Here is an 8022-nt window from a genome sequence, read left to right on the forward strand (position 1 = left end):
GACTCGGTATAGAATGACCTCTGAACAAATAATTAGGCGTTCCGATATTTTAAATACCCAGGTAATCACCCGTGACAACGGGAAAAGACTAGGCATAGTCAGTCAAGTCTGGGTTGATGTAGATCAGCGAGAGGTTGTGGCTCTTGGCTTGCGAGACAGCCTGATCTCCGTCTCTGGCATACCGCGCTATATGTACCTCAGCAACATCAGCCAAATCGGGGATGTGATTTTGGTTGATAACGAGGATGTCATCGAAGACATTGAGGTTGAGGCTTTCAGCAACCTGATTAACTGGGAAGTAATTACAGAAACAGGTGAAGTCTTAGGTAAAGTCCGCGGCTTCAAATTCAACGGCGAGACAGGGAAAATATATTCTATCACTATCGCCTCCCTAGGACTACCCCAAATTCCTGATTCTTTCCTGAGTACTTATGAACTCTCGGTAGAAGAAATAGTCAGTACAGGTCCTAACAGGTTAATTGTATTCGAGGGTGCTGAAGAACGGGTAACTCAGCTCACAGTCGGTATTCTAGAGCGTCTTGGTATCGGTAGAGCGCCTTGGGAGCGGGAAGACGTAGAAGATTACAACTACGCTCCCCGAACAGTTGCACCTTCCAACCAGTTACCGAGTGGAGTGCCAATAGAACCAATTAAGCCTAAAGTTCGCGCTCCCGAACCTGTAGTAGAACAGGAATGGGACGAAGACTATTATGAAGAAGAACGACCTCAACGACGGGTGATGGAAGCACGATCTTACGAGTCCATCCGCTACGAAGAAGAGGAAGAAGACAACTGGAGTGAAGCCACGGGTAAAGATAGGTATGAAGCCCAACCCTACGAACCACCCCAACCTTACACCAGTAAATCATCATACACAGAAGAATATGATGATTACGACGACGATCTCAAGCGCGACGCTTGGGATGATGAACCACCAAAGCCGGTAAACATTCCCAAGAAAGTCAAAGAGAAAATGCCAGAGTACGAAGAAGAAGGCGGATATTAAATCAGTGAACAGTGAACAGTTATCAGTGATCACAAACTAATAACGTCCAGAGTCTTAATCCCTGACTTTTTAGAAGATACAGCTGGCGAAGGGGAGTCAGACTGCTCAAGAAAAAACAGATTGAGAAGAAGTTCACGTGGGAGCAGGCTAGTTAAAAAAGTGCAGTATTATACTGCACTTTTTGAGTATAAGAATGTAAGACCAAAGTACAAGTAAGTGTACCTAGACTGGCGCAAGGGTAAGAAAAACAGATAGTTAATTAACCCTGTTTTGTTAATCCCCAATCCCCGCTTCCTTCCCCCTTACACCATTAAACGAGATTTTCTCAACAACCAACTTGCGATCGCCACAGCTGTAACTAATAATAAAAATGTCACCACTACCAGCGCCGCTCCATAGCCAAAATCTAAATAACGCATGATTGTTGAGTAGATATATAAAGATACAACTTCCGTAGCGCCGCCAGGTCCACCGCCAGTCATTACAGCAATTAAATCAAAAATCCCGAAAGCTTGGGCAAAGCGAAACAGCATGGCAATCAGAATTTGTGGCATCAACAGTGGTAAGGTAATTTGATAGAAACTTTGCCAAGGTCTAGCACCATCAATGGCATGGGCTTCGTACAAATCTGAGGAAATTGACTGCAATCCAGCCAACAACAAAATACTAATAAATGGCGTAGTCTTCCACACATCTGCAAACACAACTGCAACCATTGCTAGGGTTGGTTCCCCCAGCCAATTTATTCCTGTTTGAATTACACCCAACCTGAGCAAAATATCATTTACCACCCCAAATTGATCATTAAAAATCCACGCCCACGCCAAACCAATCAAAGCAGTAGGCAAAGCCCAAGGTATGATAGCAACAGTTCTGACTGTACCTCGTCCAAAAAATCGTTGATTGAGAATTAAGGCGATTCCCAACCCTAAAACCAATTCAAAAATCACAGATGCGGTTGTAAATACAGATGAAATCCAGAAACTTTGCCAAAAACGCCCATCCCCAGCCATCCGCACATAATTATCCAAACCAGCAAAATTAGCCTGTAGTTGAGTTCCCAAATTCTGAGCAAACAAACTCAACCAAAAAGCCCGCAGAATTGGATAACCAAATACTAACAATAACAGCAACAGCGCAGGCAACAAGAAAAGCCACGCCGTTCTGTGTTCTCGACTACCCATTGTACTTAAATTGGTCATTGGTCATTGGTGGTTGTTGGTGGTTGGTTGTTAGTGGTTAGTGGTTAGTTGTTGATTAGGCTTCCCCCACTCCCCTAATCCCCACCTCCTCAAACATCCCCCAACAGCCGCCTCGTCTCCTGGGCTGCTGCTTTCATGGCTGCTTCCGGAGTCATGCGATTTGTTAATGCTGCACTCAGGTAACGTTGCAAAATATCTGAGGTTTGGGCATACTGAGCAATGGGTGGACGCAAAACAGCTTGTTCCACTACTTCTAGTAATTGGGGGTAGTGGGGATAGGTGGCGACAATTTGCGGATCCGTAAATAATGAACGCCTGCTAGGTACAAAACCAGCTTGGAGAATAAATCGACGCTGTGCTGCTTCGCTGGTAAAGTATTGAATTGCTTTCCAAGCTTCTTGGGGATGTTTAGTCGTTTTAGAAATTCCCAAACCCCACCCGCCTAAGCAAGCTCCTGAATTTTCACCAGGGGCGCTCACCATTGGCTTAATGGCAATTTTACCTCTGATGGGAGAATCTTTTTCATTAGCGAGGGGCCAAACATAGGGCCAACTGCGTAAAAATACCGCTTGTCCACTCTGAAAAATGCGTCTGGTTTCTTCTTCTTGGTATGTTGTCACACCGGGAGGAGAAATACCTGTTGCAATTGTCTCTTTGAGAAAAGCGATCGCTTTTAAGGTTTCTGGTCTATCTAATCCTACTTCTAGGGTATTAGGATTCACCCAAAATCCCCCGAAACCTTGAAGAATTTCGACAAACATCGCCGCTAATCCTTCATATTGGCGACCTTGCCAAATATAACCCCAATTTATCTTGTCTTGCTGTTTTAATGCTTGGGAAATCTTGATCAAATCTGTAAAAGTTTCTGGTGGATTAAACCCCGCTTGTTTAAGTAAATCTTCTCGGTAGTAAAGCATTCCCACATCACTCCGCATCGGAATTCGATACAACCTACCTTTGTAACGTCCACCTTCTACATCCTTAGGTGAAAAAGCTGTCAATTCTGATTCTGTAACCTTGTCTGTTAAATCTAGCAGCCACCCAGCCGCAGCAAATTTAGGTGTCCAAATGACATCCATATTAATCAGGTCATAGGGAGAATCACCTAAAATAAAAGCTGATGTGTACAAATCTTCGAGTAAATTCGTAGCGTTTGGCCCTTCAATAATATTGATGCGAATACCAGGATTTTTACTCTCAAAGTCTTTGATGATACCCTCTTTCCAAGGTTGAGCATCAGGGGCTGTCATCAACAAATTGAGGACCACTGGTTGTTGGGTGTGGGCTGGCGGAACAGATACAAAAATAATACCCAACAATACCACAACAAAAATTACTATTGAAAATTTCAATTTTGCTAGGACTTTTACCATTAGCTTTGCTGGCTGACGGTTAAATATTCACTTTACTCTGAAAAAGTAAGTGATTTGATGAAATATTAAGTAGTTGTCAGGAAATTTTAAAAATACGTAATCTTATTTATTATTTATTTTTGTTATCAATCAGAATTGCAGCCACAACAAAAATAAACAAATAACGAACACAGATGAACACAGATGCACACAGATAAATCATCGGTGTTAATCTGTGTGCATCCGTGTTCGATAACAAAATACTGTTGTTAACGCTTCAATCCACATTAAACCTAATTTAAATTTAATCTATAAAACTTTTATCAAAAATAATATAATTAGCCTTTCCTTTTACTTTGGCACGATACATTGCTGTATCCGCATCCCGCAATAGATTTGTCGGTTCTTCGTAACCACTACAACTTAAAGCTATCCCAATACTAGCTGTTGTGGAGATTTCATATCCATTGAGGTGCAGAGGTAAACTTAAAGTTTCTTGAATACGTTTGGCAATATTAATAGCATCACTAACATCTTTAATATCCTCTAACAACACTGCAAATTCATCGCCGCCAAATCTAGCGACAGTATCACCACCACGCAAACACGACTCCAAGCGTCGAGCGATCGCTACTAATAAATCATCACCCATGCCATGCCCAAAGCGATCATTAATTATTTTAAAACTATCTAAATCTAAAAATAAAACAGCAAAATGATAATTAAAGCGTCTTTTACAACGTTCTGATGCTTGTTTTAGCCTATCCAGAAATAACACTCGGTTAGGTAGTGCTGTTAGTCCATCATAGAAAGCATTGCGAATTAGTTGTGCTTCCTGTTGCTTGCGTTGAGTAATGTCTTGAAAAACTATCACAGCACCTGCAATTCTACCCATATGATCACGAATTGGTGCAACAGTATCTCCAATCGGTATTTTTTTCCCATCCCTGGTTATGAGAAGACAGTTTTCTGGTAGTTGCAAAACTATACCAGTTTCCATTGCTTGCGTTACTATATCAACAATCTCTTCTCCAGTGTCTTGATCAACTAAATTTAAAACATCTCTCCAAAATTTCCCCAAAGCTTCTTTTTGCTGACAACCAGTCAGTATTTCCGCTACTGGATTCATCATTTGGATGCAAGAATTTATATCTGTCATCACTACTGCACAGCCCATACTATTAATAACCGTCAGTAGTTTTTGATTTTCCTGTTTTAATTGCTTGTGAATTTTCTCTTTATAAAGAGCCATTTCGACTGCATTATACAATTCTTTTTCCGTGAAGGGTTTAATAATGTAGCTAAAAGGCTCTCCTAAGTGATTATTACTAAATGTTTTATGTTCTGGATCTTCTGTTAAACAGAGTACTGGTATTTTCAAATTAAATTTAATAGTATCTATTACTTCAACACAATCTAATTCTCCTATTGAACAGATACAAATTAACACTAAGTCAGGACTGATTTCTACTATATTTTGTATTGCATTTTCTCCAAAATTAATTATTTTATGAACCTCATATCCTAACTTGTGTAAAGTATTTGTAATATCCACAGCAAGGATTTCTTCATCCTCGATAACTAGGATTTTTGGAGCCACCATGCTAAAGTTACCAGTTCTACAGGAGCGAATTTTGTTGTCGATGTTAGCTAAGTTTGTAAGACCGTAATCCTATCATAATAAATCCCCTATCCTACTGTGTCTTACTTAACTAAATTAATCACTACCTCTTGCTGTTTTTGAGAAAGTAGTCTATTTTTTAATTCTTAATTAACCAGCTACAAGTAACTGAAGTGTCTAATATCAAGTTAATATAATGTTGTTTAACAAAAAAATTTTTTAGACAAGCTTGATAAATATTGGCAGCACACAGCACATTTCTTCTATTTATCAAATTTAAAATATACAGTGTCCTAACTTATTAGATATATCAGGGATTTTTGGTATAACTATTACCTTATGATATGTATGTTAATAGTTAATAGTTAGTTGTTAGTTGTTAGTGGTTACCCATTCTTTAAACTACTTACTCCCCACCACCCCATCTCCCCATTACCCCCCAACCCCACAAAGTGGGGATCCCTAGCCCCCCACTTCCCCACCTCCCCACCTACCTGCTTCTAGTCACACAAATGCTGATTTTGCCAGCAAAGTCTGGGATTGGTGCAGCAGGTTTACTGAGGGTAACTTGAACTTGCGTGAGACGATCGCACTCTTGCAAAATAGAATCTGCAATTACAGCTACCAGTCTTTCAATCAAAGCAAACTTTGATGTTTTGATCAGATGTTGCACCAAATTAATAACTTGACGGTAGTCTACAGTATCTGCGATCGCATCAGTTTTGCCTGCTGATTTGAGATCCAACCATAACTTCACATCCACCTCAAACCATTGTCCTAGCACCTGTTCCTCTGGTAGATAGCCAGTGTAGCCATAAGCCCGAATTCCGGTGACATCAATGCAGTCCATATGAAAATAAAAGAGCGAATTTTGCCTTTAGGATTGTAAAGCAAGTCATATATTGTTGGTTGTTGGTAGTTGTCAATTGTCATTGGTTATTAGTTTTTCTCCCCATCACCCCATCTTCCCTACCCTACGGGAAGCCGCGCAAAGCGCATCTACACCCCATCACCTATCCCCTATCTCAAAAAATTCCATGCAAGTTGGTTTCAGAAACACAAATGAACTCTGGGCTTCCGTATTGACACAAACGTTGCAGCACTTGGGCTTAACAACTGCTATCATTTGTCCTGGTTCTCGTTCCACACCATTAGCGGTTGCTTTTGCTCAACAAGCACCAGAAATAGATGTTATTTCCATTCTCGATGAACGTTCCGCAGCTTTTTTTGCCTTAGGAAGAGCAAAAGCCACAGGATTACCCACAGCTATCGTTTGTACTTCTGGGACAGCGGGGGCGAATTTTTACCCAGCAGTAATTGAAGCGAAACAAACTCGTGTACCACTGCTAGTTTTAACCGCCGATCGACCACCAGAATTACGGGATTGTCATTCTGGACAAACTATAGACCAGTTGAAATTATATGGCAGTTACCCCAACTGGCAAACAGAGTTAGCTCTACCCGTAGCAGAAATGGGAATGCTAGCTTATTTACGGCAAACAATGGTTTATGCTTGGGAGCGATCGCTCTACCCTGTCCCTGGCCCCATACACCTAAATATACCTTTTCGCGACCCCCTCGCACCGATTCCTGACGCGAATGTAGAGACACAAAATTTGGCGTTTCTACAGTCGCAATTTAACCCAGAAGAATTTTTTGCTCACGTCACAAAATTCTCCCCATCACGCCATCTCTCAATCACCCCATCTGTTCCCCTTAACGATTGGCAAAACTCTGAGCGAGGAATCATTATAGCTGGAGTTGCCCAACCACAACAGCCACAGGAATATTGTCAAGCGATCGCCCAACTTGCCCAAAATTTACAATTTCCAGTCTTAGCTGAAGGATTATCCCCTGTCAGAAATTATGCTAGTATCAACCCTCACATTATCTCTACTTATGACCTGATATTGCGGAATCAGCAACTAGCAAAACAGCTCACACCAGAAATAGTAATTCAAATTGGTGAAATGCCCACCAGTCCAGTACTGCGTAACTGGCTAAAATCCACTGCTGCTAGACGTTGGCTAATTGACTCTAGTGATCAAAATCTTGATCCTCTCCACAATAGGACAGTTCATCTACGGGTGAATGTAGAAGAATTAGTCAGCAAACAAGAGGGTAAATTCTCCTTATCACCCCACCACTCCACCACCCCATCCTCTTACTTGCAACTATGGCATCAACTCGAAGTACAAGTTAGAACAAATGTTGATCATACCTTTAAGCAAATAGACGATTTATTAGAAAGTAAAATTGCTTGGTTACTTTCCCAGAGTCTACCGCCACAAACACCTTTATTTATTGCCAATAGTATGCCTGTACGAGATGTAGAATATTTCTGGCAACTCAATCAATCTGGTATACGACCCTTTTTTAACCGGGGTGCAAATGGTATAGATGGGACATTATCTACTGCTTTAGGAATTGCCCATCGTCATCAAAGCAGTGTCATGTTAACTGGAGATTTAGCACTATTACATGATACAAATGGCTTTTTAATTAGAAATAAATTTGTTGGACATCTAACAATTGTGTTAGTTAACAATAATGGTGGTGGCATCTTTGAAATGTTACCTATTGCTAAGTTTGAACCACCATTTGAAGAATTTTTTGCCACACCCCAAAATATAGACTTTTCCCAATTGTGTGCTACCTATGGTGTGGAATATGAATTAATAAATTCCTGGGAACAATTGCAAACAAAATTAAATCCTCTACCTACCAGTGGCATACGAGTGTTAGAGTTGCGAACAAATCGCAAACTAGACGCTCAGTGGCGTCAGGAAAATTTAGGTAAATTTGCCAAATTTTGAATTTGGCAGAGGTCTCTCAAATTAT

General features: G+C 40.8%; 6 protein-coding genes. 2 read left to right on the forward strand and 4 right to left on the reverse strand.

Annotated elements, in window-relative coordinates:
* The first annotated feature begins 13 nt into the window (after positions 1–13).
* Complete coding sequence (locus UYK_RS0104070) at positions 14–1006, forward strand: PRC-barrel domain-containing protein (RefSeq protein WP_009457410.1); 993 nt, start codon at positions 14–16, stop codon at positions 1004–1006.
* A 302-nt stretch (positions 1007–1308) separates the two neighbouring features.
* Here the strand turns inward: UYK_RS0104070 and UYK_RS0104075 are convergent, their stop codons facing one another.
* The 4 genes from UYK_RS0104075 to folB form a co-directional block, all read right to left on the reverse strand.
* On the reverse strand, positions 1309–2208 hold the full coding sequence (locus UYK_RS0104075; RefSeq protein WP_016870949.1) for a carbohydrate ABC transporter permease: 900 nt from the start codon (positions 2206–2208) through the stop codon (positions 1309–1311).
* An 89-nt stretch (positions 2209–2297) separates the two neighbouring features.
* On the reverse strand, positions 2298–3581 hold the full coding sequence (locus UYK_RS0104080; protein ID WP_009457408.1) for an ABC transporter substrate-binding protein: 1284 nt from the start codon (positions 3579–3581) through the stop codon (positions 2298–2300).
* 283 nt (positions 3582–3864) lie between these two features.
* Entirely contained in the window at positions 3865–5163 is a 1299-nt protein-coding gene (locus UYK_RS0104085; protein WP_016870950.1) for a diguanylate cyclase domain-containing protein, read from the reverse strand.
* A 508-nt stretch (positions 5164–5671) separates the two neighbouring features.
* Positions 5672–6031 carry a dihydroneopterin aldolase gene (gene folB, locus UYK_RS0104090; protein ID WP_009457403.1) on the reverse strand — a complete coding sequence of 120 codons (360 nt, stop codon included), beginning with the start codon at positions 6029–6031 and terminating at the stop codon, positions 5672–5674.
* A 187-nt stretch (positions 6032–6218) separates the two neighbouring features.
* Here folB and menD point away from each other — a divergent pair, with 187 nt between their 5' ends.
* Complete coding sequence (gene menD, locus UYK_RS0104095; protein WP_009457402.1) at positions 6219–7997, forward strand: 2-succinyl-5-enolpyruvyl-6-hydroxy-3-cyclohexene-1-carboxylic-acid synthase; 1779 nt, start codon at positions 6219–6221, stop codon at positions 7995–7997.
* The last annotated feature ends 25 nt before the right edge of the window (positions 7998–8022 follow it).

The organism is Fischerella thermalis PCC 7521, from assembly GCF_000317225.1.
Taxonomy (GTDB): domain Bacteria; phylum Cyanobacteriota; class Cyanobacteriia; order Cyanobacteriales; family Nostocaceae; genus Fischerella; species Fischerella thermalis.